Genomic DNA, 24,874 nt, shown 5'->3' on the forward strand with positions numbered 1-24,874 from the left:
AATGTCAAAATCAAATAGATATTGCGTGATTATGGCGGGAGGAATCGGCAGTAGATTCTGGCCGTTAAGTACGCAGAAGTTTCCGAAACAGTTTCAGGATATTTTAGGCGTGGGACGCACAATGATCCAACAGACGTATGACAGGATCAGCAAGATTATTCCTGATGAAAATATATTTGTGATCACCAATAAAGAATATGTGGAGCTTTCCCATCAGCAGCTGCCGGAAATTCCTCAGGAAAATATTGTTGGAGAGCCTTTACTGAAAAATACTGCGCCATGCAATCTTTATATGGCCAACAAAATTGCTGAAATTGATCCTGACGCTACCATGATTGTTCTGCCGGCAGATCACCTTATTTTAAAAGAAGAAACTTTTCTGCAGAAAGCGGAAGTTGCTCTGGATCTCGCTGCCAAAAATGATTACCTTGTTACGCTCGGGATTACCCCTACAAGACCGGATACCGGATACGGATACATCCAATTTGTGGATAAACAAGATTCTGATTATTACAAAGTAAAAACCTTTACGGAGAAACCAATTCTAGAAATCGCAAAAAGTTTTCTTGAAAGTGGAGATTTCCTCTGGAATGCCGGAATTTTTATATGGAATGTTAAAAGTATTCAACATGCTTTCGAAAAATATCTTCCTGAAATGACCCAGCACTTCATGGCATGCGAATATAATGCTGAAGGTGAACAAAGCTGTATCGAACTGATTTATCCTAAAGTACAGAAAATCTCAATTGATAACGGGATTCTGGAAAAAGCGAAAAATGTTTATGTAATTCCGGCAGACCTGGGATGGAGTGATCTGGGAACATGGACGTCCGTATTTGAAAATACGGAAAAAGACGAAAACCAAAATGCTACCAAGCAAAAACATATTTTAGCCTACAATTCGGAGGGAAATATTATCAATATAAAAAACAGTAACAAAGCGGTTATTGTTGATTCTCTGAAAGATTTTATTATCGTAGATACGGATAAAGTTCTGCTTATATGTCCTAAAGAACATGATCAGCTGATTAAAGATTATGTACTGGATCTGAAAAACCTTAAAAAGGGAGATAAATTCATGTAAAATAATTCGGATTGATCTTCGTTCTTTCAATATGATAAAGTTTACATACAGGCTTACTGCGTTCATTTGCTTTTTATTCGGAACAGCACTTTCTGCTCAGGAGAAAAAACAGTTTCCCGGAGTTTCATCAATTTTGCAGAGTATCATTCCTGATGCAAAAAATGATACGTGGATGCTGATTCATAAAAGCTATGGAAAAGACAATATCATAAAGCAGTCAGGAGTAAAAAAAGATTTTGAATCTCAATCTTCAGGATTCAATATAGGAATTGCTGATGAAGACGCATTTTACTATATCGTGGATTTATCAAAGGGTACCCCGGAATATATTACCGATCTTACAGCACTCAGAAAATTTGTCGGTAAGGTAGATAATATTCAGGATGCAGCAGTTTTTGCCGCAACGGAAGGATATATTATTGATGAAGAATTCAGAGATCTGGCGGCCAATTATTACCAGGATTCAGCCAACTATTATCTGGATTTAGGAAAACTGACATCAAAGGAATGTCCTTATCAGAAAAAGTATTTTACCTTAACGATTCCGAAATCCGGAGTTGGGATTTTAAACGTAAAAGACAACGGATCTTATATTGAGCTGTATAATAAAAAATGCACCAATAATCCCAGGTTGCTGAAAATTGAAAAAAAAGAAGAGCCGAAAGATGAGCCTAAAAAATCAAACAAATCTACAAAACGGAGATAAGTTTTACGAAACCGAACGGCTGATCCTGCGTCCTATGGCTGCGGAAGATGCCGAATTTATCCTTACACTTTATAACAGTCCCAAGTTTATCAAGTATATCGGTGACCGCTATATCAGGACGGTTGCTGATGCGGAAAATTATATTGAACGGAGATTCCTTCCTCAATTTGAAAAACTGGGTTTTGGGAATTATTTAATTTTAACCAAAGAAGGAAATCAAAAAATCGGAGGCGTGGGAATATTTGAAAGAGACGGGCTGGATGTTATGGATATCGGTTTTTCCCTCCTCGAAGAATTTGAAGGAAAAGGATATGCTTACGAAGCAGCTTTAAAAATAAAATCAGTTGGTATGAATGATTTTGGCTTAAAGAAACTTTCAGCAATTACTACAAAAGATAATGCTTCTTCCCAAAAATTAATTGAAAAGCTGGGATTGAAATTTCAGAAATTTGTTACCATTCCGGGAGATCCGGAGGAGTTGATGTACTACGAAACAGAGTAATTTATAGTTCTTTCTCCTGAATCATCACGATTGTCATGCTGAAAGCATCCAAGTATAGTATTAAAAATAGGATGAATTTGAAAGATCGGGATCAGATGCTTTCAGCATAAATTTATAGATTAATTATCCTTCCAGAATCTGCTCCGCAGCAGTCTTTGATGTTACTTTTTCAATAACTCTTTCACAGATTCCTTTTTCATCAAAAATAAAGGTCGTTCTCACAATTCCCATATACGTTTTCCCGAAAGTTGTTTTTTCCTGCCAAACTCCGAATTTCTCAAGAATTTCGTGGCTCTCATCAGCAATGAGATCATAAGGAAAAGCAAACTTACTGTGAAAGTTTTTCTGTTTTTTTACCGAGTCTCCGCTGATTCCCAACAGTTGAAAACCAGCCTTTTCCAGTTTTGAGTAATTATCACTCAGGTTACAGGCTTCTACCGTGCAGGTTGGCGTATTGGCCTGGGGATAAAAGAAAATAACCAGTTTCTTTCCGATTAATTGTTCAGAACGTACGGTTTCTCCATCCTGATTTATTCCTTCAAATTGAGGTAATTTTTCGCCGACTTTAAGCATAATGTTTATTTTTGTTCAAATTTAATGGTTACATGACAAAAAAGCAAAGAGCGGAGCTTGTTCAGAGAGAATTGGAAAAATTGTATCCTCAAGTACCGATTCCGTTGGATCATACCGACCCTTACACGTTGATGGTTGCGGTGGCACTTTCGGCACAGACTACCGATAAAAAAGTAAACCAGGTTACTCCGGAACTGTTCAGGATTGCAGGAACTCCCCAAAAAATGGCAAAGCTGGAGGTGGAAGAAATTAAGGAACTGATCAAAGAAATCGGGTTATCCAATACGAAGGCAAAGAATCTTAAAAGAATGGCAGAACTGCTTTTGGAAAGACATCATGGAGTAGTACCGCAAACTTATGAAGAACTCGAAGCACTTCCGGGAGTAGGCCACAAAACGGCTTCAGTAGTGATGAGCCAGGGTTTCGGGTTTCCTGCTTTTCCGGTAGATACCCATATTCATCGTTTAATGACGCAATGGAAACTGACCTCCGGAAAAAACGTTGTAGAAACAGAAAAAGATGCAAAAGCCATATGGCCGGAAAGCGTGTGGAATAAACTTCATCTCCAGATTATTTTCTATGGAAGAGAATATTCTCCGGCAAGAGGAAAAGGAGAGAAAGATTTTATTACGAAAATGCTATTTGAAAAATAATGGCATGCAATAATGAGGCAATGGTAGTTAAATTTTCACGAAAAATTTAGCCGGATGGTTTAAAAAGATTAAATTACTTCACATCAAGCAATCTTCGATGATAATTTATCTGCCCAAGATGATAACTTAAATGCCCGAACAGGTGAATCAGGAAATATTCTGTTGTCATGGTATAGCCCAAAGGTTCGGAAGGATATGCTTTCTGAAGTTCTTCCGCAGATAAATTTTCAAGCGTAAGGTCTACAGTTTTAATAGTTCTTTCAATCTGCTGAATCAATTCTGTCCTTGGTATATTTTTTAATGAAAATTCAAGGTCCCTGTTTCTTATATAGCCAGAATTTCCAAGTGTGGCTCCAATATAGTGATTAAGGTTTCCTACCAGATGGAGACTAAGGTTCCCGGCTGAATTAGAAATGTTATTATCGGTTTTCCAGATGTTTTCTTGGTTTTGATAAGATTCGATTTCTGTTTTTAATTTATTTAAATCTCTTGCGAAAAGGGATTGTAGACTTTGTATCATTTTATTTGATTTTTGTTCTGAAATATCCTTGGAAAAACTTAGTAACCGGGGAATCAATTTTAGTTTTTTAATGAGGAATTTCTTCCGTAAGAATTGTATTACCTGCTTTATCATAATAGATGCAGGTAAATTGATTAAGATCCACAATCCACTTCTCAATTCCTGTCCAGGCACAGTCTTCGCAGAATTTCATATAATCTGTTTCACCACGCTGATGACTTTTTAATTGGTTGATAAATAATTCTTTATCAACTTTGTTTTCAATGGCTAGTTCATCATATTGAGGCCGGGATTTTGTGGTGTAGCCGTTCTCTCCAAAATATTCCGTATGACTGTCTTTTACCCAGGTTTCGAAAGACTGTACACCGAATTCTTTTATTTCTTTGATGTAATTCGGAAAATCGGCACCCGACTGTACTTTGCTGTGCGCATGTTCAATTTGTTCTACAGTAAACATTTATTTGTATTTTTATTAAGCTTGATTTTACCGCAAAAGGGATAAAAGAATCTAAATATTTGTTCTTTTGTGATAAAAATTAATTATTTCTGCTTTTTCGCCCACAATTCCATCTTCCTGTTCAGGACATCCAAAGGAAGACAGCCCTGATTCAGAATTTCATCATGAAACTTGGCCAGGCTGAATTTGCTGCCCAGTTCTTTCTGATATTTTTCCCTTAACTCACGAATCCTCAAAGAACCAATTTTATAACCTAAAGCCTGTCCGGGCATTGCCATGTATCGTTCTACTTCAGCCGTTGCGCCGGCTTCATCATAAGAAATATTGCTCAGAAAATATTTGATGGCTTCTTCTCTTGTCATTCTTCCGGTATGAAGGCCTGTATCAACCACAAGCCTTACAGCTCTCAGCATTTGATCACTCAGATAGCCCATTTTCTGATAAGGATCCGTATACAATCCGAATTCCGGACCTAACGTTTCACAGTAATGCGCCCATCCTTCACCATACGCACCGAACCACCCGAATCTCATGAATTTCGGAAGCTTGGTGTTTTCCTGCTGTAAAGAAACCTGGTAATGATGTCCTGGTATCGCCTCATGCAAAAACAGAGATTCCATTCCTGAAGTCACATTGAATTTGGCCGGGTCCGGAAGCGGGACATAGAAAATCCCCGGTTTTTTTCCATCCGGGGTTCCCTGGATATATTCCGCACTCGCACTGGCTTCCCTGAATTTTTCCGTCTGCCTGATCTCAAACTTCGTCTTTGGAGTTACGGAAAACATCGTTTTCAGTTTAGGCGTGATTTTCGTTAAAATTCCATTAAAAGCATCCAGCACTTCTTTTGATGTTTTGTAAGGCATCGCTTTTGGGTCTGTTTTTACATAGCTGATGAATTCCTCAAGCGTTCCGCTAAAGCCCACCTGCTGCTTTACTTTTTCCATTTCGGCACGAAGCATGGCCACCTGCTGAAGTCCTATTTTATTGATTTCTTCAGGGGTTTTATCTGTTGTAGTCCAGCTTTTTGCGTAATACTGATAAATTTCTTTTCCGTTAGGAAGACTGTTATAACCGTCTGTATCTCTTGCTTTTGGTAAATATTCTTTTTCTAAGAAGTCTCCCATTTTTGTATAAGCCGGAATGATCTTTTGTGTAATGGCATCTTTATACAGTTTTGAAAATTTCTCTTTCTGTTCTTTGGTAAAATCTTTTGGGAAATTTCTTACCGGCCCATAGAAAATATTCTTTTCCCAATCCGCGGTTATGATTTCTTCGGCTCTCATCTGCGGAATCATTTTGATTACCAGTTTCTTAGGTAAAACCATCTTATTGCTGATCCCTTCCCGGAAATTATCCGTTGCAGCGTTCATCCAGTCCGGAAATTTTTCCATTCTTTTGAGCCAGTCGCTGTAGTCTTTTTCTGTTTTAAAAGGTTGGCTTCCTTCTCCGCTTCCATAAAGCGGAAAGTTAAGCGGCAGTCCGCCAAACTGGGTAAAAGGAATATATTCCGGATGATAATCGTACGCCTGGATTTTATCTTTCAGTGTGAAGTTCAATACATCATAAACCACTTTATCTTCATCGGAAAGGTTTTTGTAGTCTACGTTTTCGAGCTGTTTCTGTACGGAGCGATAAAAAGCCACTTCCCCGGAAATAAAATCTTTATCAATGGTGATCGGAAGCTGGTCGTTATATCGTAAGTCACCCTGCGCAGTGGCGTCAAGCGGATAAAGTTTCAGGTACTGCTCATAATAATTGGAAGCAATAGAATCGATATTAGAGGGCGTGACTTTGGTTAAAGGGGAATCAGATTTTTTGCAGGAAGCAAGGCTCAGCACCAGGCTCAAACCTACAATGCTTTTCGATATGATATGTTTCATTCTTCGGAATTCTTTATAAAAAACAAATGTAAATATTTAAAGTAGAAAAGCAGTAAAAGATTTTCTGCATGAATGGAGAGCTCGTTTAAAACAGACTTTAATTGGTGAAGCATAATTATCCGGATGATTTAAGATTAGTGTTTGCATAACGCATTCATGACATTATTCAACAGTATTCATAAATAATGATTTTAAAAAATAATTTTCAAAAAATTTTTCACGTTCAATCTATTTTTTATCTTTGTTGAAAACGTTTAACAATCATATTATTACAGCTCTTTTTTAAGAAAAAATGAAAGGGATTTTAAAAATTTACCATCCGGACGAAACGCTAAAGTACAATATCAGAAACACTTATTGTAAAGCGATTTACAGCAACCAGCAGCATTTTTTAGAGGTTGAGATCATCACGGATGACGGTCTGGATCATGTGGAGGATGATTCTCTGCAGTACAACTTTCCTCAGCTTTCACTTGAGGTTTTTGATTTCCCTATTGAATCTGCGGAGATAGAAGGGAAAACAATTATGATTAATGATTCTGATGAAGACACTTTTACAGAAGTAGATCTTTTTGATGATGAGGAAGCTTTTATCTACGATAATGAGCTGCTGTTTGATAAAAATGAAAAAGGCGAGCTTCAGGTTGTGTGGAAAGGAACCATTGATGATTTTTACACAGGTTCCAATGCTCCGATTCCTTTCAGGCTGAAATGCGAATTTAGTCAGGATGATATTGAAGTAGACGAAGATTAACATTTAACGTTCTCTTCTTCTCCGAAATTTTATACAGTTTTCTTTTCAGATTTTTTTGAAAAGAAACTTGCTATTGCTGAAAATAACAAATTTTAATGTGTTTTAAGCATTTTTTAAGATACCATTTCATAATATTCCAGTACATTTGTCGTTACAACTCTTATAAAAATACAGATTAATGCTGATAACGGAACTTACTCAGATTTTGTTTGCACAGGTTGCTACACCTACGGTAGCGGCAGAAGATTTAGAATTTTCATTTTGGAAAATCATGTTTCACGGAGGTGCCTTCGCCAAAATAGTAATGGTGACCGTACTCCTGCTCGGTGTATTTTCCGTATATCTGTTCTTTGAACGTTTTTTCTTTATTAAAAGGCTTACCTCTAAAACGGATGCCAACTTCATGGATAATATTGAAGACTTTATCAAAGAAGGAAAAATGGAATCTGCCCTGGATTATTGTAAAAGACAAAACTCTCCTGAAGGCCGTATTCTGGAAAAAGGAATTTCAAGATTGGGAAGACCGGTTTCCGATATCGTAAGTGCGATGGAATCCCAGGCACAGGTTGAGGTTGCCAATATGGAAAAAAACCTTAATCTTTTGGCGGTAGTACCAAGTATTGCTCCGATGCTGGGACTTTTGGGAACGGTAATCGGGATGATCATTGCTTTCTTTAACCTTTCGCATGCAAGCGGGTCTTTTTCACCTAAAACGTTGTCAGAAGGTATCTATACGGCACTAGGACAAACGGCTGTTGGTCTTGCCGTGGCAATTCCTGCGAACTTTTTCTACAATTTATTATTAACAAGAATTGATAAGTTTGTATTGAAAGCACAGAACATGTCCGGAGAATTTTTAGATCTTATCAACAAACCTTTATAAATCTTCATATGAAACCGTAAGGTTCCGTCTGATCTTTAAAAATTAGTAAAAATAAACAGATGAAAATTCAGAGAAGAAATAAAGCAAATCCTGAGTTCAGTCTCGCAGCGATGACCGATGTTATCCTGTTGATGCTGATCTTCTTTATGGTAACATCATCCGCGGCCAATCAAAGTGCCATTGATGTAAAGTTACCTAAAACGGGAGCTGTTGAAGATAATATACCAAATCCTTTAACCGTAAGCATCAAGCCGGACGGATCTTATTTTGTAGACGACAGCCCTGTAGAAAAAGCACAGCTTGAACAGACAATCGTGAATAAGCTGACTAATCAGACCAATAAATCTTTTACGATCCGGGCTGATGAAAATACTATGCACAAAGATGTTGTTTTTGCAATGGAAATTGCTGAGAAATACAAATTCAATATTGCCATTGCGACAGTTAAAGATAAATAACAATTCCGAAACTTTCGGAAATGATCTTTTTAAAATGAGAAGCCATATTATAGATAAAAATGAACAAAATAGAGACCGGGTAAAAAGTGCGTTGCTTTCTATCCTGATCTGGTCTGCGATCCTGCTGTTTGTTTTTTTATATAAGCTGAAACCAGAGCTGGATGAGCAGCCTGAAATTGTAACCACCATGCTGGTGAATTTCGGAGACAACCGAAATGGGAGCGGTGCAGAAGAACCTGCCGATCAGCCGGGAAGCCTGGCTGCAGCAACAGAAAATGTTACTGATCCTGCAGAAGCCGCTGTTCCGGAAACCAAAACCGTTTTAAAACCTGAGCCTCAGCCTGAAACCCAAAAATCTGAAGCAAAAGAAAAAATCATTACCGGAAATAATTCAAAAATAACGGTACCTAAAAAAGAAGAATCCAAAGCGGAAACTAAAAAATCTGCTGCAAGCACAAGTGCTGCTAAAAACACTAAAAAATCAGGAGCGGTAACTTCCAATTCAAAAACAGGAAACGGTGACGGAAAAGGAACTGCAGCCATCGGAAATCTCATCAGAGGAAGAGGAACTAAAGCCGGAAGCCAGGGAGATGGAGACGGCATCGGAAATGCAGGAGATCCTTTGGGCGGAGACGGAAACGGAGACAGTAGAGTGGGAATCGACAGAAAGCTGGTGGGCTTCATACCGGGAACAATGGGAAGAGGGGGAGCGCAACCTGCCAACAGCTGTACTGCAAGCGGAACAATCACCATATCTTATACGGTTGATAAAGCAGGAAATGTAGTGTCTGCAAGAAGATCAGGTGGAACATCCGATCCGTGCATTACCTCAAATGCTATTTCTTGGGTAAAGAAATACGTAAAGGCTGAGAGAGCCAGTGTTTCTTCCACCGGAACCTATAAAATCACTTTTTAACATACAAAAGCACTTTAGTCAAGTGCTTTTTTTATTTCTGAAATTCTGTTGATCACCGGAAGTGCAAAAATACCGCTGTTCTGAAGATAGCGCTCGTAGAACGTTCTGGCTTTATCCAGAAAATCATTATTGCTTTCTGTTTTTCCTTTAAAATAAAAAAGATTACCCAGCATTTCATAATAATCCTTGTGATCTCTTTCTTGTCTTTCGTTGATCATTTCGATCAGTTCTTCTTTCTTTTTTGAAGATACTTCAGAAAAGTTCATCTTAAAAATATCCTTCATTAACGAATCGAAATCCAGATCTTTCTGCATTAAACTTTCTTCCGGTTTATCCAGAATGAGTTTTTCCAATGCCTGGCTCAGCTGACGTATTAATCTTAATGTAAATTCTTTATCTGTAATCATAGTTGTGGTTTAAAGTTTAGTGTTTAAGGTTATCATATGATGCTTCATGTTTAAAACTTAAACATTGAACCTTGAGTTTTTTAAGCAAAAAATAAATATGCCAGTGCAATAGAAGTAATAATTCCCACCAGATCGGCCAAAAGCATTGCAATGACCGTGTATCTCGTGTTTTTCACAGCAACGGCCCCGAAATATACGGCAATCACATAAAACGTCGTATCTGAGCTTCCCTGAAGCACTGCGGCCAGTTTACCCTGGAAACTGTCGGCTCCGAAAGTTGCCATCGTGTCCACCATCATTCCTCTCGCTCCGGAACCTGAAAGCGGCTTGATCAATGCTGTCGGAAGTCCGTCAACAAATCTCGCATCAAGATTCGCATGGTAAGCTACCCACTTCATTCCATCAATAATGACATCAAAAACGCCTGAAGTTCTCAACAAAGAGATGGCGATCAGCATACCCACCAAATATGGGATAATTTTCACACAGGTGGTAAAACCTTCTTTTGCGCCTTCGATAAAAGCATCAAAAACATTAATTTTTTTATAGACTGCGCCAAGAACAATTCCAAGAAAGATAAAAAGAATTAAGCCATTGCTCAATACTTTACTGAAGTCATCCAGCTGATCCTTACTAAGCTGTACCAGATACAAAACCAATAATGCTATAATCGCTGAAATTCCTCCAACGTAAGCAATCACAACCGGTCTTAAGAGATTGATCTTCTGATACAAAGATACTATGATCATGGCGGCCAGCGTTGCTGCAAAAGTCGCAATCATACAGGGAAGGAAAATATCCGTCGGGGTTTTTGAGCCCATTGAAGCGCGGATTGCAATAATTGACACCGGAATTAAGGTCATCCCACCTGCGTGGAGGCACAAAAACATGATCTGTGAATTGCTCGCGGTATCCTTATTGGGGTTTAAGCTTTGTAAACTTTCCATGGCTTTTAAACCGAAAGGTGTTGCTGCATTATCAAGTCCGAGAAGATTGGCGCTAAAGTTCATGAGCATATGTCCGAAAGCAGGATGGTTTTTGGGAATTTCGGGGAAAAGCTTTGAAAAGAAGGGCTGTATCAAACGGCTCAGAAGATTGATGCCGCCGGCTTTTTCAGCAATACTCATAAAACCCATAAATAAGGTCATAATACCGATGAGTCCGAGACAAATTTTCACGGCGGTTTCGGAGGTTCCGATCACACCGTCTGCTTCCTGAATACGATATACTTTCACATCCTGTTGTAAAGAATCTGTCTTATAATGGATCCGGCTATCTGCAAAATCCGGTTTTTGGGTCAGACTGTCTTTTACCAACGGAGGAAGCGTGTTCATTTTCTGTGTTGCAATGTGTACCGTGTCGCCGCTTTTACCTACCACCATATCATTAAATATGGTTTTATAATGGCTTGATGAAATGTATTTTACACTGGCAATGGCAATGGCAATAATAATAAAAGCCGACCAAATTCTGCTGAGAACCATCCGATTGAATTAATATGGGTTAAACTTATCAAAAAAACTTCAGATGACAAAGGGATGTGTGTCAATAGTCAATTCCTTCCGGTCAATCCGCTTCGCTTGTCAATTTTTAATCTTATTTAAAATTCACTTGCATGGCTAATTTACCATTCACATTTACTTATTTTTCATCCAGATACACCAAGAACCCATCAAAATCATCATTCAGGTTCTTCAGGACTTTGGCTTCTTTCATTTTCTTTTCGAGGCCGTCTATAAAAAAGCTTTTTTCAAAAAACTGGCGGTGGATTCCGGGAAGAAGTTCCATGAAATAATCCATCCCGAATTTATTATTGTGAAGGTCCATTTTCGTTTCCAGAGGTTTATTGGGAAACAGTTCTTCATGAAGGTCTGTCATTCTTTTGCAGAAGGCTAGTGCTTTTTCAGGAGATGAAATTTTACAGCAGTACATCATAATAAAGCAGCACCATAAAGCATGTCTGAAAGCGTTTCCAATTCCATTGGTAGAAGCTGTTTTCGGAAATTTTTTCTGCGCAATGGAATAGGCCTGAAGTGTCGCATGAAAACTTAATAAGGAGAAAAGAGGATGAGGAAGAACAAGCGACAAAAGACGCATGATCTTTTTAAGGCTCATGCTCCTGATTGTATTGAAAAATATACTGAACGTTCTCATCAATAAAAAATCTCTCTCCGAATCAGAGAGAGATTGTTGTATTTCGTTAAAAATTAAGCTTTTACAGTTAACAGATTTACGGTTTTAGAAACGGTATCCTTAATTTCGGTCCTTTTCACGATGAAATCAACGAATCCTTTTTCCTGAAGGAATTCCGAAGTCTGGAAGCCTTCCGGCAAGTCTCTTCCGATAGTTTCACGGATAACTCTTGGCCCTGCAAAACCGATCAGTGCGCCTGGTTCTGCCATGATGATATCTGCAGTCATTGCGAATGAAGCCGTAATTCCTCCAAAAGTAGGGTCACAAAGATAAGCGATGTATAAAAGTCCTGCTTCAGAAAGCTGAGCAAGCTTTGCCTGAACTTTCGCCAACTGCATCAGAGAGTACGTTGCCTCCTGCATCCTGGCTCCACCGGATTGGCAGATAATCATATACGGAAGTTTTTTCTGGATACAATAGTCTACGGCTCTTCTGATTTTTTCTCCCATAACTGATCCTAAAGAACCACCAATGAAAGCAAAATCCATACATGAAACCACCATTTCAGTTCCTTTTACGGTTCCTACAGCATTTCTGATGGAGTCGGTAAGCTTCGTTTTAGCTTTAACTTCTTTCAGTCGGTCTGCATATGGTTTTGTATCTTTAAAATTCAGAATATCAATGCTTTCTACATTGGCGTCCAGTTCCGTGAATTTACCTTCGTCAAAAAGAATGTCAAAGAATTCTGCACTTCCTATTCTTACATGAAATCCATCTTCAGGAGAAACGTAATTGTTTCTTCTCAACTCGTCATGTTCTACGATTTTTCCTGACGGTGTCTGATGCCAAAGACCTTTAGGAACGTCTTTTTTCTGATCAGTAGAGGTCGTAATATTTTGTGCTTTTCTCTTAAACCACTCGAATGCCATATTGTTTATATATTGATGAAAGATAAATGATAAATGATGAAAACGGTTAATTGAGATCAATTATTAATCATCACTTATCATTAATAATTTTATTTAAGCGTATTTACGTTATTTAAATCTTCAAATGCCTGAACAAGTCTCTTAGCGAATGTTTCTTCTCCTTTTCTTACCCAAACTCTTGGGTCATAGAATTTCTTGTTCGGTTTTTCTTCTCCTTCAGGATTTCCGATCTGAGCTTTCAGATAATCAATATTGTTAACCATGTAATCTCTGATGCCTTCTGTGTAAGCAAACTGCAGATCCGTATCAATATTCATTTTAATTACTCCATAGTCAATTGCTTCTCTGATTTCTTCCAAAGTAGATCCTGAACCTCCGTGGAATACGAAATTGATTGGTTTTTCAGCAGTTCCGAATTTTTCCTGAACATATTTCTGGGAGTTATCCAGAATTTTAGGAGTAAGAACTACGTTTCCTGGCTTGTAAACCCCGTGTACATTCCCGAAAGCCGCCGCAATCGTAAAGTTTTCTGAAATAGCTTTTAATTTTTCATAAGTATAAGCTACATCTTCAGGCTGCGTATATAATTTTGAATTGTCAACGTCAGAATTGTCAACACCATCTTCTTCGCCTCCTGTTACCCCGATTTCCACCTCAAGCGTCATTTGCATTTTCGCCATTCTTTCAAAATATTTAGCAGAAGTTTCAAGATTCTCTTCTAAAGATTCCTCGGAAAGATCCAGCATGTGAGAAGAATAAAGTGATTTTCCTGTCTGCTTGAAGAATTCTTCGTTAGCATCCATTAAACCGTCGATCCAAGGCAATAATTTTTTTGCACAATGGTCAGTATGAAGTATTACAGTCGCTCCGTAAGCTTCTGCTAGAGTATGAATATGTTTTGCTCCGGCGATCGCTCCTAAAACTGCCGCTTTCTGTCCGTCATTGCTTAATCCTTTTCCTGCATTGTAAGCAGCACCTCCGTTAGAGAACTGAATAATTACAGGGGAGTTTAGTTTCGCTGCAGTTTCCATAACCGCATTTACGTTGCTTGAACCAATTACGTTTACTGCCGGTAATGCAAATTTGTTTTCTTTAGCATGCTGAAAAATATCAGTAACTAATTGACCTGTGGCAACTCCTGCCGGGAAAATTCTGCTCATGTTTTACTTTTTAATATAAATTATTAGGGTTTGTAAAATTCCTGTAAAGGTAATCATTTTTGCTTAATTCTTAATTTCTTTTATCTCTTCCCCAAAGCAGCTTCTGGCGGATCGTTTCGTAGAAGCTGAGATTATTCGGCTGTACGAGAAGAATCTGGAAATCGGCTTTTTTAATGATGATTTCTTTATCCGTTTCGATATGTATCAGACGAGAGTCTAATGAAAGCGAATACTGTGGTACGCGGCTTTCCACTTTGAATTTAATTTCTACCTTATCATTCACCACCAGTGGTCTCACATTGAGATTATGCGGAGCGATGGGTGTGATGACAAAGTTTTCGTTATTCGGAGAAATGATGGGTCCGCCGCTGCTTAAAGAATATGCGGTAGAACCGGTAGGAGTGGAGACAATAACGCCGTCACCCCAAAATACATTAAGAAATTCATTGTTGATATAAGAGTCTACCGTAATCATGGAGGTAGTCTCTTTTCGGGAAACAGTAACATCGTTCAGCGCATATGGAAAAAAGTCTTCTATTTCCGGAGATGTCACTTCAATAACAGAGCGTCGGCTGGTTTTCACATCTCCTTTTAAAATGGAATCCAGTGCATTGAACGCTTCTTCCTTGGTAAAGCTCGCGAGAAATCCCAGTCTTCCGGTATTTACTCCCACAATCGGAATTTCCAGATCTTCAATAAAGGTTAGGGAATTAACGATAGTTCCGTCCCCGCCAAAAGTGAAGAAAAGATCCACTTCTTTATCCAGAAGATCCTGTTTGCAGTTAAAGGTTTCAAAAATTTTTGAGAACTGAAGAGCTTCAGCCATTTCATCATACAAAACAGATTTTACGCCTCTGTTTTCAAGCTCGGAAATAAATTTGCTTAAATATAAAAAGGTATCTAAATCTTTTTTCTGGGAATATATGGCTGCCTTCATTGGTTTTTTATATTTCTATAAATTTTTGGAAAAACCCGAATCTGTCCTGAAGCAGATCTGATTTTTCATCAGAATAATACTTTTGCACAATCCGGTAATCATACCGGTCGAATGTTTCATCAATGGAGCTCAGATTTTCATTGCTTATTTTGATGGTCACCTGGATTACATCTTCAGACATATTGCTGATAAAAGCTCCGTAAAATTTGGAATTGTTGCTTTCTACAATATTGGCAATCTCCGTCATTGAATATTTTCTGGAAGAAGTCTCAATGGTGAGAATGGCTCCCGATTCTGAAAACAGCGGATATTTCGATAAGTCCTGAAAGATATCTTCACAGCTTATATAACCCAGGTATTTCTCATTTTTGTTGATAACAGGAATGATGTTGGCATTGAAGGTATAAAATAACCTGATGCTGTCCATAATATTGTTATCTTCAAGAATGGCGAATCGCTCGATCTGATGTTCAAGATCTTTTAGGGTACCTTCTTCTTCATAAAGAAAGTCTTCTGCAAGAGCACCGTAAAAATGATGGGATTTTTTGATGAAAATATGAGAATATCCAAACGCTTCCAGCGTATCTCTTGCTGATTCTATGGAGTCAGTCAGGCTAAAGCATGGAAAGTCTTTTGAGATATATTCCTTGATAAACATTGTGCTAATTTATAAAAAATTAAACGAAACTTTTTCCGAATGTCAAACTTTTTTTCTCTAAAAAATAAAAAAATGATTTTAAAATTTGTTTGTGACAAAAAATTGGGTATCTTTGTCGCCTTTCATTTTTACTTTTTATTAGATTTATTTCAAACTGCACTGTCTTTTAGACATATGCAGTTTTTTCATTTCAGGGCTTTTGCAAACTCCCACATTACAATTCCGCCGCAAACACTCACATTGAGTGAATGCTTGGTTCCCAGCTGAGGAATTTCAATAAATAAATCAATATGAGCCAATGCTTCATCGCTGATTCCTTCCACCTCATTTCCCAGGATCACTGCGTATTTTTTAGACGAATCAATGGTAAAATCCGTAATCATTTTACTGTCTGTTGTCTGTTCAATCCCGATTACTTCAAATCCTTCTGATTTTAACTCATTAATAACGGTGATTATATCATTTTCATATTTCCAGTCAACACTTTCTGTTGCTCCCAATGCTGCTTTGTGAATTTCACGGTGCGGCGGCTGAGGAGTAATTCCGCAAAGGATGATCTTTTGAATCAGAAAAGCGTCTGCTGTCCTGAAAGTGGCCCCCACATTATGCATACTTCTGATATTGTCCAGAACAACAATTAACGGAATCTTTTCTGTCGTCTTAAAGGTTTCCACATCAATTCTGTTCAGCTCTTCCAGTTTTAATTTCTGTACCAATGTATTTTTTGTTAATGGTTATAAATATGTACGATTTTTAAATGCTTCCAGATTTGTTATTTCCAGAATACATGATCTGATGAACACTTCTTTCAATATTCTGCGCGATCGTTTCCATCGGAATATCATTTTCGTCATTATTGAACGGGTCTTCAATTTCTTCGGCAATCATCTCAAGGCTCATTAAAACATAATAGACAAAAACCGTAAGCGGAATCATGAAAAGACCGATAGAGATCACATACGCCACGGGCAAAGCTAATACATATAAAATGATAAATTTTTTAACGAAAGAGGAGTAAGAATAGGGAATCGGGGTGTTTTTAATACGTTCACAGCCACCACACACATCCAGGAAGCCTGAAAGTTGCGTGTCAAGATAGAGCATTTCCACATCAGTTATTTTGCCTTCTTTTTTAAGCTGATGAAGCTTGTGCGTCAGCAGGATCACAATTTCACTGGGACCGTGATGTTTGATATATTCTTCAATTTCGGAATAATCTTCGTCCAGCGCAAGTCTTGTAGATTCTTTTGAAAGATGCTTAGCCAAAAAGTGCGGGAAAAATTTCAGATACCGTGCAATCTGTTCGGCATTTTTCCTGTCGTCGGCAAGAATCGTGTTGATCTTAATCGCGAAATTTCTTGAATCATTTACCAGTTTTCCCCAGAGTTTTCTTCCTTCCCACCATCGGTCGTATGCCGTGTTGGTTCTGAAAACCAGCAATAAAGAAAGCACAAAACCCAAAAGGGAATGGATCATGCTCACATTGCTGATGGGCGATTTGGAAGAAAGGTGAAGGTATTCTACTTCAAGATATTCAATTCCCCAGGAATACAATCCTACCAGAATCATGGTCGGGAAAAGAATTTTCAGGGTATCGCTTTTATGCAGGCTGAAAAGGATTTTCAGGAAATGTTTGGTATTGTAAACTCTCATAAAATTGGTTAGTCCGTACAAATATAAAATTTCACTTTTACTTTTGTTTTACGGAAAACCATAAATTTTATCTTGTGATTCATTTTTTCTTTGTAAAAACAAATTACTATGGGATATTATCGAAAAGGGCATTTCAGAAGAGACGGAAAATGGGTAAGCGGACACTATGTAAGCACCTTTGGAAGAAAAAGAAGAAAAAACAGCTCGCCTCAGGGATGCGCCATTTTGTTTCTCGGAGGAATAATTTCCATTTTAATTTGGTTACTAAAATAAAACTGAGGAAAATAAGGTCTGATATCGGTTAAAATTTTTACAAAATTCAAAAAAACCTTACTTTTATTTCGAAATTAAAAACACCACACCAAATGATCCTCGGAAACGTAGATATTGTCACTGATATTAGCAAAGAAGATTTTCAGAACAACTATTTTAAAAAGCATAAACCATTGCTCATCAAGAATTTTGCAAGCCGATGGGAAGCTTTTGATAAATGGAATTTTGATTTTATCCGCGAAAAAGCCGGCGGGCAGGATGTTCCGCTTTATGATAACAAACCAGCCGATGCATCCAAAAGCTCCGACGCACCGGTTACCCATATGAAAATGGAGGATTATATTGATACGATCAGAACGAAGCCTTCTGATCTGCGTATTTTCTTTTATATCATTACCGACCGTCTTCCGGAACTGCTTAAAAATTTCACCTATCCTGATTTGGGGATAAAGTTTTTCAAAAGGCTTCCAACGCTGTTTTTCGGAGGCAGTGCAGCGCATGTACTGATGCATTATGATGTGGACCTGGGTGATTTTCTGCATATTCACTTTGAAGGAAAAAAAAGAATTCTTCTGTTTGATCAAAAACAATCGGCTTTTTTATACAAAGTTCCGATGTCGGTGCACACGGTATATGATTTAGATTACGAAAATCCTGATTATGAAAAGTTTCCGGCATTGAAACATGCACGGGGTTATGAGATTTTTATGGAACACGGCGATGCGCTTTTTATTCCCGGAGGTTTCTGGCATTTCAACAGGTATCTCGAACCCGGATTTTCCATGTCGCTTCGTGCATTGCCCAACAAGCCAGCTGTCTTTGCCAATATGCTGTATCATGTATTTATCATGAGGTATACAGACAAGCTTATGAGAAAACTTTTTAAAGCAAAATGGGTGAATTACAAGCAGAAATGGGCTTATGAGAAGAGCTCCAGGGCTTTGGCCAAGCATAACGTTTAATTTTTCCCGCGGATTTTCACAGAATTTTATATTCTTTAACGCAAAAAAATTAAATTATTTATGTGATCTGTGCGATCTGTGAGAAATCATAAAGCACTTTACTGCTAATATTTTATTTCCTATTTTTACCGACCAATTTTAAGACAGAATTTTAATGGCAAAGGCAGCGAAGAAAGAAACTCCGTTAATGACACAGTATAATACCATCAAGGCAAAATATCCTGATGCACTTTTACTATTCAGAGTAGGAGACTTTTATGAAACGTTTGGCCAGGATGCCATTAAAACATCTCAGATTTTAGGAATTGTTCTTACCAAAAGAGCCAATGGAGAAGGACATATCGAACTGGCTGGATTTCCGCATCATTCTGTAGATTCTTACCTTCCGAAACTGGTAAGAGCCGGGATGAGAGTCGCCATCTGTGATCAGCTGGAAGACCCGAAAATGGTGAAAGGAATTGTAAAAAGAGGGGTCACGGAATTGGTTACACCGGGGGTGACATTCAATGATCAGGTACTTAATTCAAAGAAGAATAACTTTTTGCTTTCCCTTCATAAAGAAAAAGAAAAATTCGGAATTGCGCTGGTGGATATTTCTACCGGCGAATTTCTGGTAAGTGAAGGAAATCTGGAAAAGCTGCTTCATATTGTTCATACATTCGATCCGAGTGAAATTATTTATCAGAGAAGTGTTCAGATTCCGGAGCAGCTTAAGAACAGGAGTGCTTTTAAGCTGGAAGACTGGGCTTATCAATATAATTTTGCCTATGAAAAACTTACGAATCACTTTAAAACCAATTCGTTAAAAGGATTCGGAATTGAAAACCAGCAGCTGGCCATTACCGCAGCAGGGGCTATTTTTGCTTATCTGGTTGAAGATACACACCACAATTTATTATCTCACATTACCAAGATTCAGATTATTCCACAGGAAGATTTTCTGATGATGGATAATTTCACACTGAGAAATCTCGAAATTGTTTATCCAAGCAATGCGCAGGGAAAATCTTTACTCGATATTATCGACAGAACTTCTACACCGATGGGTGGAAGGCTCTTGAGAAGAAGGATTATTTTACCGCTGAAGTCTGTTAACGAAATCAACAGAAGGCTTTCTTTAATTGACTTTTTAAATGAAAATGATCATTTGAAATATGAAATTTCCCAGCTTTTGAAATCCATATCGGATCTGGACCGGCTAATGGGAAAACTGGCAGCGGAAAAAATTTCACCAAAAGAACTGGGATATCTTCGCCAAAGCCTTATTAATATTCATAAGATTAAAGGTTTGCTTCATCCTCACGCCGATGTGTTGGCGTGGCTTGATCCGCTGTATGACCAGGAAGAACTAATCAAATGCCTTCAGAATCACCTGAATGACGAACTGCCCGTGAACCTGGCGAAAGGAAATGTGATTAAAGACGGAATCTCTGAAGAGCTGGACAGACTAAGAGGATTGCAGTCGAAAGGCCGCGGTTTCCTTGATGAAATGTGTCAGCGTGAAATTGAAAGAACCGGAATTTCCAGTCTTAAGATTGATTTTAATAATGTTTTCGGATATTATATTGAGGTAAGAAATACGCATAAAGATAAAGTTCCGGCAGACTGGCTAAGAAAGCAGACACTGGTGAATGCAGAAAGGTATATTACCGAAGAACTCAAAGAATACGAAAACCAGATTCTGGGTGCGGAAGAAAAAATAGGAGTTCTGGAAATTGAACTTTACAGAAAAGTGTGCGGAGACACGATCATTTATATGGATCAGATTCAGGAAAACTCACATATTATTGCGCAGCTTGATGTGGCGGTTGGATTGTCCGAACTTGCTGTTTCTGAAAGTTATACAAAGCCTGTTTTAAATGAAACTTTTGCGATTGATCTAAAAGAAGCACGGCACCCGATCATTGAAAATGCACTTCCTTTAGGAGAAAAATATATTCCGAATGATATTTATCTGGATAAAGATTCCCAACAGATTATCATGGTTACAGGGCCAAATATGGCCGGTAAATCGGCTATTCTCCGTCAGACGGCAATTGTTTGCCTGATGGCACAGATCGGAAGTTTTGTTCCTGCAAAATATGCTGAAATAGGGATTCTGGATAAAATTTTCACCAGAGTCGGCGCTACAGATAATATTTCTGCAGGGGAATCAACCTTTATGGTAGAGATGAATGAGGCGGCTAATATTTTGAATAATATTTCAGAACGCAGTCTGATTCTTTTAGATGAAATCGGGCGCGGAACTTCCACCTATGATGGCGTTTCCATCGCCTGGGCCATTGCCGAATATCTTCATCAACATCCTACGCAGGCAAAAACGTTGTTTGCAACGCATTATCATGAGCTGAATGAAATGACGGTGAACTTTGAGCGTGTGAAAAATTTCCATGTTTCCATTCAGGAAAATAAAGGCAATATCATTTTTTTAAGAAAACTGATTCCGGGTGGAAGCGAGCACAGCTTCGGGATTCATGTGGCTAAACTGGCGGGAATGCCTGCAAAAGTAGTCAACAGAGCCAATGAAATCCTGAAAACACTTGAAGCCAGCCGCACTCAGGGCAGCTCTTCGGAAAGCATCAAAAGGGTAACGGAAGAAAATATGCAGCTTTCTTTTTTTCAATTGGATGATCCTGTTCTGGAAAATATCCGTGAGGAACTTACAAAGATTGATATCAATACTTTAACACCAATAGAAGCTTTAATGAAACTGAATTCCATTAAAAAAATGATTGGAGGGTAATTTATTTAATTTTTATCGAAAGTGATTGTTAAAGGAATACGAAATTTATAGCGAGCTTTTTCACCATTCAATTCACCAGGAATCCATTTATCTTTAATTTTTAAAATGGCCCTCTCTGCTTCTCTGTTAAAACTTTCATTGGAGCCGGAAGCTTTTACATCGACCATCGAACCTTCTTTATCGATAATAAAACTAATTTGGCAGGTTTCTATTTCTGCATTACTGATTATTTTTCGCGTTCTGAAATTTTTAATAATCCTATTATTCAATGCAGTTGTTCCTGATGGGAAGACAGCAGGTTTTTCTATTTCGATTTTTGCTCTGCCATTTCTCTCCACCATCAAAAGTTCATTAAGTTCAGCCGTTGGCAGGGGTTCTTCCTGGGCAGAAATGAAAATACAGAAAAATAAAAAGAAAATTTGTATTATTTTCACGGGTAAAGTTTTGATAAAGTTTAGTACTATTGATTTAATGTAATTCTTCGTATTATTCAAACTGCATTTTTATTGGCAACTGAAAAATATACCGCACGGGAACATCATCTTTTTTCGCGGGAACCCAGGATTTCTTAAGACTTCTGACGGTCTTTTCTGCTTCTTGATTAAAATCAGCATTGTCACCCTGAGCTAAAATCTGTGAAATTGTTCCATCCGTTTCTATGGAAAAGTAAACGATTGTTGAAACCTGTCCTTTTATCTTTTCGAGAGCAGATGTATCAAAATTATTGGCAAATTCTTTTCGGAACTCATTGATTCCACCGGGAAATTCGGGAGCAATTACGGAGTTGTTGTCATTATTCCGCTTTTCATAATTAAATTTCTGTGCAATCTCTTCCGGAATAGAGAAAGATGTTGTAGGCTCACCGCCGGAAGCCACCTGTGAAAAATATACCTGGTAAAACAGTACAGACAGACAGATTAAAAGTCTTTTCATGATTAAATTTCACCAAATATAAATATTTAAATTTAGTTTTAAGATTTCTTCAATGTCAGCGGGAATGTATAAAGATACCGAACCGGTTCGCCATTCACTGTTGCGGGCTTCCATTTTATAAATAATCTTCTCACGGCCAATTCTGCCGCATCCGAATGTTTTTTATCACTTCCTGTTGCCGTTACAAATCGCACATATCCGTTTTTTTCAACAATGAAATACACTCTTGTGTCAATATTTTTGGATTTTACATTGATAATATCCATTTTTTCTGCAAACTGCCTTTTGAAATTTTCTATCCCTCCGGGAAATTCAGGTGCGGTATCTGCTTTGGTAACAACATCTTCAAGCTTCATTTTCTTTTTTAAAATTTCATAATCAGGAAGTTGTGAGACGGAGCCGTATTCCGACTGTGAAAATAGAAAAGTGCTGAAAAAAAATGCTGAAAATAATATGATCTTCTTCATTTTATAAAATATATTTGATTGTTTCAGGACAGCAAAAATAACACCGAAGAAATTGTTAGGCGGAATAAAGAAATGTTAATTTTTAGTTGATTCGGAAAAAGTTTCGGCGCCCGCAGGGCGCCGAAACTTTTTCCGAATCTTAAAGAAAATAGGTTCCATCAAGTTTTAGATAAATAAATAATGAATTTTAAAACGGCAATCGAAATAAGCCTATAAATAATGAAAAATTCAATATCATTGCATCAAATAAACATCCGGATGATCAGATTAACATTTAGTCTTACCTATTTCCTTATCAGCATAATCATTTTTGTTATTGAAATATTGATTGCCACAGTATTCAGTAATATATTTTTCGTAAGGGCTTATCTTGGGGATGTTATAGTCGTAATGCTGCTCTTTACGCTTGTTAAATCTTTCCTGATCATTAAAAACAATCACATCCTTATTCTGGGGATCTTCCTTTTTTCCTGTCTGGTAGAATGGGCGCAATATTTCCATATTGCCGAAAAAATGGGATTACCGCCCGGAAGTATTATGTATGTTATCGTTGGAAATTCTTTTTCGTGGATTGATATCGCATGTTATGCTGCGGGATGCCTGCTGTTGTTTCTTTTAGTTCCTAAAAAATAAGCGGAGTTACCTTCCGAAACTGTCGTACTTATCCTCCGCATATTTGATGAAACGGTTGAGTAAGGCTACATTTTCTTTTTCCAGGGATGAAAGATCGTTGTCTACGTTATCAGAGACCGGAATGTACCAGTCGGTCTGTTCAAAGAAATTACGGTATGTCGCTTTTTTGAAAGAATAACCGTGGCGTGCAAATACGGAATTTTTGATAATTTCCATATCCAGCTTACGAAGATTTTTAACGTCTTTTTCAGTCAATTTCTGTTTAGAAGCATTGATCTTAAAAACAGCATCGGAAGCAATTCTGTTTTTGGAGGCAGTGTAGGTTTCTGTTTTTCCTGTTTCCTCATCGGTATATTTTTCGACAAAACTTTTTGGGTTTTCCCAGTCGATGAGGTCGTTGTCCGGACTTAGCATAAAGTTCGGATTATAGACAAATTCTTTTTTTATCAGCTTTACCCTTTTCGACGGCGCTTTTACGGCGGTCTTATTAAATGCGTTCCATGTTCCGGTAAGGCTGTCATTGCTGAGTTTCACTTCAAACCTTCCGTCGGTCTTGTCATTTCCCGGTTCATCAAGGATGAAAGATGCTGCAGCTTCATTAAAGACACCACGGAAAGGGCGCTGGTTTCCGTCTACAATACTTTGTCCGTATACACTGTCTTTTGTGATTCTGTTGATTTTCAGGGCTATTCTTTTGTAAACATCCCCTTCGTAATCTTCCCCGATTTCAGTAGTAATGATTTCTTTTCCTGCAAAATCTCCCATGTAAATCCCATAATATTCTTTATGAATTTCAGGCACAGCAAGAGAGTCTTTCTTTACGGTTATGCTGTCTTTCTTTCCATTAGAGTTTTCTGTTTCTTTTTTACAGCCTGTTAAACCTATCATCAGGGAAACTGTCAAAAATAATTTTAAATTTTTCATATGCAGTTGTTGTTTATTTTGGTGTCGATTAATTCAGATATATTTTTTAGCAATTAAATATTCAATGAATAAAAGGTTCGGAATCCAGCCCAGCCATGCAATAATCTGATATACATCCATCGGATTCGGATGCAATAAATATACTATAATTACTTTCCACATTCTTAGGGTAACTGCAGAAAGTGTAAGGGCAAAGCTCCGCCACATCCATTGCTGATGTTTTTTAAAATTTTTCTGCCGGGCTAATTGATACGCTTTGAAAGTTGATAACCACCATAAACAGCCTAAAATAACAAATGAAATTTTAGAATAGATTCCGCCATTGGCAAATATTCCCATATAAATTCCTGACGGCGCTGCAAAGACGAGAATTAGGAAAATGTATGTTTTTCCGATATTTTTATGCAAGTTTTTTATTCCGAAATCTTTTCTGAGAATTGCTAAAAACCCGCTAAGCAATACAAAAATACTGGTGTACACATGGGCATAAAATAAATATAAATAGTCCGGACGTTCTGTTACTTCCGTTTGTTTAATCATCAAAAAACTAACCTCTTTTCTCACCGGAATATATTCCAGCGTGATTTTCAGCATCAGCCAAAAGAAATATCCGAATCCAATGATTAAAAGGATTTTAAGTGTGATGGAAAGGTTTTTTTTGACTGAAAGCATTACA

30 protein-coding genes are annotated in these 24,874 nt (G+C 37.8%); 12 read left to right on the plus strand and 18 right to left on the minus strand.

Going from position 1 to position 24,874, the window contains the following annotated elements; genetic code table 11:
• The first annotated feature begins 1 nt into the window (after position 1).
• From U9K52_RS13950 to U9K52_RS13960, 3 genes are read left to right on the plus strand one after another with little or no spacing between them, the layout of a single operon-like run.
• Positions 2 to 1,084 carry a mannose-1-phosphate guanylyltransferase gene (locus U9K52_RS13950; RefSeq protein ID WP_248389178.1) on the plus strand — a complete coding sequence of 361 codons (1,083 nt, stop codon included), beginning with the start codon at positions 2 to 4 and terminating at the stop codon, positions 1,082 to 1,084.
• A 31-nt stretch (positions 1,085 to 1,115) separates the two neighbouring features.
• Positions 1,116 to 1,790 (plus strand): hypothetical protein, encoded by a 675-nt coding sequence (locus U9K52_RS13955; protein ID WP_322927083.1) that lies wholly within the window; start codon positions 1,116 to 1,118, stop codon positions 1,788 to 1,790.
• Positions 1,750 to 2,292 (plus strand): GNAT family N-acetyltransferase, encoded by a 543-nt coding sequence (locus tag U9K52_RS13960; RefSeq protein ID WP_322927084.1) that lies wholly within the window; start codon positions 1,750 to 1,752, stop codon positions 2,290 to 2,292. The genes U9K52_RS13955 and U9K52_RS13960 overlap by 41 nt, the downstream gene beginning before the upstream one ends.
• 123 nt (positions 2,293 to 2,415) lie before the next feature.
• Here U9K52_RS13960 and bcp read toward each other — a convergent pair whose 3' ends face one another.
• Positions 2,416 to 2,865 carry a thioredoxin-dependent thiol peroxidase gene (bcp, locus tag U9K52_RS13965; RefSeq protein ID WP_248389173.1) on the minus strand — a complete coding sequence of 150 codons (450 nt, stop codon included), beginning with the start codon at positions 2,863 to 2,865 and terminating at the stop codon, positions 2,416 to 2,418.
• Positions 2,866 to 2,897: 32 nt separating this feature from the next.
• Here bcp and U9K52_RS13970 point away from each other — a divergent pair, with 32 nt between their 5' ends.
• Complete coding sequence (locus tag U9K52_RS13970; protein ID WP_248389172.1) at positions 2,898 to 3,518, plus strand: endonuclease III domain-containing protein; 621 nt, start codon at positions 2,898 to 2,900, stop codon at positions 3,516 to 3,518.
• A gap of 73 nt (positions 3,519 to 3,591) precedes the next feature.
• On the opposite strand, the gene U9K52_RS13975 is transcribed toward U9K52_RS13970, so the two are convergent.
• The 3 genes from U9K52_RS13975 to U9K52_RS13985 all read right to left on the minus strand — a co-directional run bounded on the left by U9K52_RS13975 (position 3,592) and on the right by U9K52_RS13985 (position 6,375).
• Positions 3,592 to 4,038, minus strand: a complete 447-nt coding sequence (locus tag U9K52_RS13975) for a DinB family protein (protein WP_322927085.1) — start codon at positions 4,036 to 4,038, stop codon at positions 3,592 to 3,594.
• 67 nt (positions 4,039 to 4,105) lie between these two features.
• Complete coding sequence (locus tag U9K52_RS13980) at positions 4,106 to 4,495, minus strand: DUF1398 domain-containing protein (protein WP_322927086.1); 390 nt, start codon at positions 4,493 to 4,495, stop codon at positions 4,106 to 4,108.
• Positions 4,496 to 4,578: 83 nt separating this feature from the next.
• Positions 4,579 to 6,375 carry a DUF885 domain-containing protein gene (locus U9K52_RS13985; RefSeq protein WP_322927088.1) on the minus strand — a complete coding sequence of 599 codons (1,797 nt, stop codon included), beginning with the start codon at positions 6,373 to 6,375 and terminating at the stop codon, positions 4,579 to 4,581.
• Between the two features lie 292 nt (positions 6,376 to 6,667).
• On the opposite strand from U9K52_RS13985, the gene U9K52_RS13990 reads away from it, so the two are divergent.
• The 4 genes from U9K52_RS13990 to U9K52_RS14005 all read left to right on the plus strand — a co-directional run bounded on the left by U9K52_RS13990 (position 6,668) and on the right by U9K52_RS14005 (position 9,386).
• Positions 6,668 to 7,129, plus strand: a complete 462-nt coding sequence (locus U9K52_RS13990) for a hypothetical protein (RefSeq protein WP_322927089.1) — start codon at positions 6,668 to 6,670, stop codon at positions 7,127 to 7,129.
• A gap of 178 nt (positions 7,130 to 7,307) precedes the next feature.
• Positions 7,308 to 8,012, plus strand: a complete 705-nt coding sequence (locus U9K52_RS13995) for a MotA/TolQ/ExbB proton channel family protein (protein WP_248389167.1) — start codon at positions 7,308 to 7,310, stop codon at positions 8,010 to 8,012.
• A gap of 59 nt (positions 8,013 to 8,071) precedes the next feature.
• Positions 8,072 to 8,470 (plus strand): ExbD/TolR family protein, encoded by a 399-nt coding sequence (locus U9K52_RS14000; protein WP_263601949.1) that lies wholly within the window; start codon positions 8,072 to 8,074, stop codon positions 8,468 to 8,470.
• Positions 8,471 to 8,504: 34 nt separating this feature from the next.
• A complete protein-coding gene (locus U9K52_RS14005) occupies positions 8,505 to 9,386 on the plus strand; it encodes a hypothetical protein (RefSeq protein ID WP_322927090.1) in 882 nt (293 codons plus the stop codon).
• A gap of 14 nt (positions 9,387 to 9,400) precedes the next feature.
• Here the strand turns inward: U9K52_RS14005 and U9K52_RS14010 are convergent, their stop codons facing one another.
• The 9 genes from U9K52_RS14010 to U9K52_RS14050 all read right to left on the minus strand — a co-directional run bounded on the left by U9K52_RS14010 (position 9,401) and on the right by U9K52_RS14050 (position 17,263).
• Positions 9,401 to 9,793, minus strand: coding sequence for a hypothetical protein (locus U9K52_RS14010; protein WP_322927091.1), 393 nt, complete (start codon positions 9,791 to 9,793; stop codon positions 9,401 to 9,403).
• An 80-nt stretch (positions 9,794 to 9,873) separates the two neighbouring features.
• Positions 9,874 to 11,277: a nucleoside recognition domain-containing protein gene (locus U9K52_RS14015; protein ID WP_322927092.1), complete on the minus strand. Its 1,404-nt coding sequence runs from the start codon at positions 11,275 to 11,277 to the stop codon at positions 9,874 to 9,876.
• Positions 11,278 to 11,434: 157 nt separating this feature from the next.
• Complete coding sequence (locus tag U9K52_RS14020) at positions 11,435 to 11,947, minus strand: DUF6973 domain-containing protein (RefSeq protein WP_263601953.1); 513 nt, start codon at positions 11,945 to 11,947, stop codon at positions 11,435 to 11,437.
• A gap of 53 nt (positions 11,948 to 12,000) precedes the next feature.
• Positions 12,001 to 12,855: an acetyl-CoA carboxylase, carboxyltransferase subunit beta gene (gene accD / locus U9K52_RS14025; protein WP_072885032.1), complete on the minus strand. Its 855-nt coding sequence runs from the start codon at positions 12,853 to 12,855 to the stop codon at positions 12,001 to 12,003.
• Between the two features lie 89 nt (positions 12,856 to 12,944).
• Positions 12,945 to 14,015: a class II fructose-bisphosphate aldolase gene (fbaA, locus tag U9K52_RS14030; RefSeq protein ID WP_263601954.1), complete on the minus strand. Its 1,071-nt coding sequence runs from the start codon at positions 14,013 to 14,015 to the stop codon at positions 12,945 to 12,947.
• Between the two features lie 70 nt (positions 14,016 to 14,085).
• On the minus strand, positions 14,086 to 14,952 hold the full coding sequence (locus U9K52_RS14035) for an NAD kinase (RefSeq protein ID WP_248389154.1): 867 nt from the start codon (positions 14,950 to 14,952) through the stop codon (positions 14,086 to 14,088).
• A gap of 7 nt (positions 14,953 to 14,959) precedes the next feature.
• The gene (locus U9K52_RS14040; RefSeq protein ID WP_248389152.1) at positions 14,960 to 15,610 is read right to left on the minus strand and encodes a CBS domain-containing protein; all 651 of its coding nucleotides are present in this window, start codon (positions 15,608 to 15,610) and stop codon (positions 14,960 to 14,962) included.
• A gap of 185 nt (positions 15,611 to 15,795) precedes the next feature.
• Complete coding sequence (locus U9K52_RS14045; RefSeq protein ID WP_322927094.1) at positions 15,796 to 16,326, minus strand: RNA methyltransferase; 531 nt, start codon at positions 16,324 to 16,326, stop codon at positions 15,796 to 15,798.
• 37 nt (positions 16,327 to 16,363) lie between these two features.
• Positions 16,364 to 17,263, minus strand: a complete 900-nt coding sequence (locus U9K52_RS14050; protein WP_322927095.1) for a bestrophin family protein — start codon at positions 17,261 to 17,263, stop codon at positions 16,364 to 16,366.
• A 108-nt stretch (positions 17,264 to 17,371) separates the two neighbouring features.
• On the opposite strand from U9K52_RS14050, the gene U9K52_RS14055 reads away from it, so the two are divergent.
• The 3 genes from U9K52_RS14055 (at position 17,372) to mutS (ending at position 21,241) form a co-directional block, all read left to right on the plus strand.
• Positions 17,372 to 17,536, plus strand: a complete 165-nt coding sequence (locus tag U9K52_RS14055) for a hypothetical protein (protein WP_263601957.1) — start codon at positions 17,372 to 17,374, stop codon at positions 17,534 to 17,536.
• A 92-nt stretch (positions 17,537 to 17,628) separates the two neighbouring features.
• Complete coding sequence (locus U9K52_RS14060) at positions 17,629 to 18,498, plus strand: cupin-like domain-containing protein (RefSeq protein ID WP_322927096.1); 870 nt, start codon at positions 17,629 to 17,631, stop codon at positions 18,496 to 18,498.
• A 154-nt stretch (positions 18,499 to 18,652) separates the two neighbouring features.
• Positions 18,653 to 21,241, plus strand: a complete 2,589-nt coding sequence (mutS, locus tag U9K52_RS14065) for a DNA mismatch repair protein MutS (protein ID WP_322927097.1) — start codon at positions 18,653 to 18,655, stop codon at positions 21,239 to 21,241.
• Between the two features lie 5 nt (positions 21,242 to 21,246).
• Here the strand turns inward: mutS and U9K52_RS14070 are convergent, their stop codons facing one another.
• The 3 genes from U9K52_RS14070 to U9K52_RS14080 are packed head-to-tail and all read right to left on the minus strand — an operon-like array spanning position 21,247 to position 22,641.
• On the minus strand, positions 21,247 to 21,675 hold the full coding sequence (locus tag U9K52_RS14070) for an energy transducer TonB (protein WP_248389146.1): 429 nt from the start codon (positions 21,673 to 21,675) through the stop codon (positions 21,247 to 21,249).
• Between the two features lie 52 nt (positions 21,676 to 21,727).
• The gene (locus tag U9K52_RS14075) at positions 21,728 to 22,174 is read right to left on the minus strand and encodes an energy transducer TonB (RefSeq protein ID WP_322927098.1); all 447 of its coding nucleotides are present in this window, start codon (positions 22,172 to 22,174) and stop codon (positions 21,728 to 21,730) included.
• 38 nt (positions 22,175 to 22,212) lie between these two features.
• Complete coding sequence (locus U9K52_RS14080; protein ID WP_248389144.1) at positions 22,213 to 22,641, minus strand: energy transducer TonB; 429 nt, start codon at positions 22,639 to 22,641, stop codon at positions 22,213 to 22,215.
• A gap of 258 nt (positions 22,642 to 22,899) precedes the next feature.
• On the opposite strand from U9K52_RS14080, the gene U9K52_RS14085 reads away from it, so the two are divergent.
• Positions 22,900 to 23,274, plus strand: a complete 375-nt coding sequence (locus tag U9K52_RS14085; protein ID WP_248389143.1) for a DUF2809 domain-containing protein — start codon at positions 22,900 to 22,902, stop codon at positions 23,272 to 23,274.
• Positions 23,275 to 23,280: 6 nt separating this feature from the next.
• Here the strand turns inward: U9K52_RS14085 and U9K52_RS14090 are convergent, their stop codons facing one another.
• Together U9K52_RS14090 and U9K52_RS14095 are read right to left on the minus strand one after the other, a co-directional pair.
• A complete protein-coding gene (locus tag U9K52_RS14090; RefSeq protein ID WP_322927099.1) occupies positions 23,281 to 24,198 on the minus strand; it encodes a YARHG domain-containing protein in 918 nt (305 codons plus the stop codon).
• Between the two features lie 33 nt (positions 24,199 to 24,231).
• Entirely contained in the window at positions 24,232 to 24,870 is a 639-nt protein-coding gene (locus U9K52_RS14095) for a DUF2306 domain-containing protein (RefSeq protein WP_322927100.1), read from the minus strand.
• Positions 24,871 to 24,874 lie beyond the last annotated feature (4 nt).

The organism is Chryseobacterium sp. MHB01 (assembly GCF_034651565.1).
GTDB classification, from domain to species: domain Bacteria; phylum Bacteroidota; class Bacteroidia; order Flavobacteriales; family Weeksellaceae; genus Chryseobacterium; species Chryseobacterium nepalense.